Annotated in this window: 3 protein-coding genes; 1 reads left to right on the top strand and 2 read right to left on the bottom strand. The window is 72.4% G+C overall.

The window, feature by feature from the left end:
- Positions 1-196 precede the first annotated feature (196 nt).
- Together C1I97_RS33480 and C1I97_RS33475 are read right to left on the bottom strand one after the other, a co-directional pair.
- Entirely contained in the window at positions 197-1,378 is a 1,182-nt protein-coding gene (locus C1I97_RS33480; RefSeq protein ID WP_111006784.1) for an ROK family transcriptional regulator, read from the bottom strand.
- 200 nt (positions 1,379-1,578) lie between these two features.
- Positions 1,579-2,529 carry a beta-ketoacyl-ACP synthase III gene (locus C1I97_RS33475; RefSeq protein ID WP_111006783.1) on the bottom strand — a complete coding sequence of 317 codons (951 nt, stop codon included), beginning with the start codon at positions 2,527-2,529 and terminating at the stop codon, positions 1,579-1,581.
- 179 nt (positions 2,530-2,708) lie between these two features.
- Between C1I97_RS33475 and fdhD the strand changes: the two genes are divergently transcribed.
- A partial coding sequence (gene fdhD / locus C1I97_RS33470) for a formate dehydrogenase accessory sulfurtransferase FdhD (RefSeq protein WP_111006782.1) occupies positions 2,709-3,541 on the top strand: 833 nt, incomplete at its 3' end.

Raw genomic sequence — 3,541 nt, 5'->3', positions numbered from 1 at the left:
GTACTCGGGTGTTCGGGGACTCGGGTACGCGGGGGTGCTGGGTGGGTTCCGTCGCGCGGGACGCGCGGGTGCGTGCCGGTGGGTACGGGTGCGTGCTGGCGGTGCTGGCGGTGCTGGCGGTGCGAATCGTGCCGATAGTGCGGGACCGTGCTGATGGTGCGGGATCGTGCCGGTGGTGCGGGGTCGTGCGCGCCGGTCAGGCCGGCGAGAACAGGTGGTCGCTGATGAGCCGGGCCGCGCCGATGACGCCGGCTTTCGGGCCCAGCTCGCCCAGGACGATGGGGAGGTTGCCGGTCGCCAGCGGGAGCGACTGGCGGTAGACCTGGGTGCGGATGGCGGCGAGGAGGGTGTGGCCGAGGCCGGTGACCCCTCCGCCGATCACCACCAGGCCGGGGTTGAAGAAGGAGACGAGTCCGGCGATGACCTGACCGGTGCGGGTTCCGCCCTGCCGGATCAGGTCGAGCGAGGTGGGGTCGCCCGCGGCGGCAGCGGCGGCGACGTCCGCGGCGGTGAGCCGGCCGTTCGCCTCCAGCCGGGTCGCGAGTTCGGAGGACAGGCCCTGCTGGGCCGCCTCGAGGGCGTCGCGGGCGAGGGCGGCGCCGCTGAAGTGGGCCTCCAGGCAGCCCCGGTTGCCGCAGGCGCACGGGTGTCCGTCGGGCACGGCCTGGATGTGCCCGATGTCGCCCGCGCTGCCCGTCGTACCGCGGTGGACCTCGCCGCCGACGACGATGCCGCAGCCGATGCCGGTACCGATCTTGATGCAGAGGAAGTCGCCCACGGAGCGGGCGACGCCCGCGTGCTGCTCCCCCATCGCCATGAGGTTCACGTCGTTGTCGACCATGACCGGGCAGCCGAGTTCCTGGCTGAGCGCCTCCCGCACGGGGAAGCCGTCCCAGCCCGGCATGATCGGGGGCGCCACGGGGACGCCCTCGGGGAAGCGGACGGGGCCGGGGACGCCGATGCCGGCGCCGTCGTACCCCTCCGCGAGGCCCGATGCCCGCAGCTTCGCGGCCATGGCGAGGACCTGCTCGAAGACCGCCACGGGGCCCTCGCGCACGTCCATCGGCTGGTTGAGGTGTCCCAGCACCTCCAGTTCGGCGTTGGTGACGGCGACGTCGACCGAGGTCGCGCCGATGTCCACGCCCAGGAAGCGCAGGCCGGGTGCGAGGCGCACGTTGTGGGAGCGGCGGCCGCCGCGGGAGGCGGCGAGTCCGTCGGCGACGACCAGTCCCGTCTCCAGGAGCCGGTCCACCTCCACGGCCAGCTTCGACCGGGACAGGTCGACCCGGTCACCGAGCTGTGCCCGGGAACTGGGGCCCCCGTCGCGCAGCAGCTTCAGCAGCCGGGCCTGGTGTGTGTTGGCGGGTCGTGCCGTCATACGTCTCACGAGCCCCTCCCCGCCTCAATTCGGCCTGTCCACGCGGCTTTTCGGCCATCCAGCCGATCTGGTTTCGAGGGGACCGTAGCAGTGACTGCTGGAAGTGGGAAGAAGTTGCGCATGGATTGGTGGCCACTTTCTCCAGCGAGAGGACAAAGTGGCGGTGGGGTGGTGGGGCGGGGAGGTGGCCCTGCAGCGCGTCAAGGGCAGCGGACGACCTGCCCGGCGTACGAGAGGTTGCCGCCGAAGCCGAAGAGGAGGACCGGGTCGCCGGTGGTGACGGCACCCTGTTCGACCAGCTTGGACAGGGCCAGCGGGATGCTCGCGGCCGAGGTGTTGCCGGACTCGCTCACGTCCCGGGCGACCACGGCGTTGACGGCCCCCAGCTTCTCGGCGAGCGGCTCGACGATCCGCAGGTTGGCCTGGTGCAGCACGACCGCGGCGAGTTCCTCGGGCGCGAGGCCGGCCCGCTCGCAGGCCTGCCGGGCCAGCGGCGGCAGTCGCGTGGTGGCCCACCGGTAGACGCTCTGCCCCTCCTGCGCGAACCGCGGGGGCGTGCCCTCGATCCGTACCGCGTGCCCCATCTCCGGCACCGAACCCCACAGCACCGGCCCGATCCCGGGCGCCGCCGCTCCCGGCGGGCAGGCCTCGACCACGGCGGCGCCGGCCCCGTCGCCGACGAGCACACAGGTCGTCCGGTCGCTCCAGTCGGCCACGTCGGACATCTTGTCGGCGCCGATGACCAGGGCGCGGGTGGCGGCGCCGGCGCGCACGGTGTGGTCGGCGGTGGCCAGGGCGTGGGTGAAGCCGGCGCAGACGACGTTGACGTCCATGGCGGCGGGGCTCGGCACGCCGAGCCGGGCCGCCACGCGGGCGGCGGTGTTCGGGGAGCGGTCGATGGCCGTGGAGGTGGCGACCAGGATCAGGTCGATGTCGGCGGGGGTGAGCCCCGCCGTCGCGAGCGCCTTGGCGGCGGCGTGCGCGGCGAGCTCGTCCACCGGCTCGTCCGGCCCGGCGATGTGCCGGGTCCGGATGCCCACCCGGCTCCTGATCCACTCGTCGCTGGTGTCCACCAGACCGGCCAGGTCCTCGTTGGTGAGTACCTTGGCGGGCTGGTAGTGACCGACGGCGGCGATGCGCGAGCCGTTCATGGCGATCCCCCTCGTTGCTTGCTTGCCGTGGGTGGCGGGGTTCACCAGTCTGATCAGTGACCGGCGGGTAGCCCGACAGGTGAAGGAACAGGAATCGGGCACCCGGGTTGTCGGCTTCTGTCAGAAGGTCGGATGTCCTTGATAATCGGATCGGTCACAAGATCTTTTGGGGAGAAGTAATGGGACGAGTCACGGAACGACGCAAGGTGATCCGCATCCGCGACGGGGCCGTCTCGTCCCGCCCGGACACGCTGGTGGCCGAGGAGCCGCTGGAGATCCGGCTGAACGGCAAACCGCTCGCGATCACCATGCGCACCCCGGGCGACGACTTCGCGCTGGCGGCCGGGTTCCTGGTGAGCGAGGGGGTTCTGGGCTCGGCGTCCGACGTGCTGAACATCGTGTACTGCGCGGGGGCGACCGCGGAGGGGCACAACACGTACAACGTGGTGGACGTGAGGACGGCGGCGGAGGTCGTGCTGCCGGACATCACCCTGGAGCGCAACGTGTACACGACGTCCTCCTGCGGTCTGTGCGGCAAGGCCAGCCTGGACGCGGTCCGTACGACCGCCCGCTGGCCGATCTCGGACACCCCTCCGGTCCGCGTCGGGCCCGAGCTCCTCGCGAGCCTCCCCGACCGGCTGCGCGCCGCCCAGCGCGTCTTCGACCGCACCGGCGGCCTGCACGCGGCGGCCCTGTTCGACGAGGACGGCGAACTGCTGGACATACGGGAGGACGTGGGCCGTCACAACGCCGTCGACAAGCTGATCGGGCTGGCACTGCGGAGCGGGCGGCTGCCCCTGTCCCGGGCGATCCTGCTGGTGTCCGGGCGGGCCTCCTTCGAGCTGGCGCAGAAGGCCGTCATGGCGGGGATTCCCGTGCTGGCGGCGGTCTCGGCGCCGTCGTCGCTCGCGGTGGACCTGGCGGCGGAGACGGGGTTGACGCTGGTGGGATTCCTGCGGGGGAACTCCATGAACGTCTACGCGGGTGAGGGGCGGGTCGCCCTGCGGGAGGA

This window comes from Streptomyces sp. NTH33 (assembly GCF_003236365.1).
GTDB lineage: Bacteria > Actinomycetota > Actinomycetes > Streptomycetales > Streptomycetaceae > Streptomyces.
This window is presented reverse-complemented; position numbering and strand designations above follow the sequence as displayed.

Bases quoted from the DNA above. Each gene is read 5' to 3' on its own strand.
- C1I97_RS33480 (WP_111006784.1), bottom strand. From the start codon at position 1,378: ATGACGGCACGACCCGCCAACACACACCAGGCCCGGCTGCTGAAGCTG.
- C1I97_RS33475 (WP_111006783.1), bottom strand. From the start codon at position 2,529: ATGAACGGCTCGCGCATCGCCGCCGTCGGTCACTACCAGCCCGCCAAG.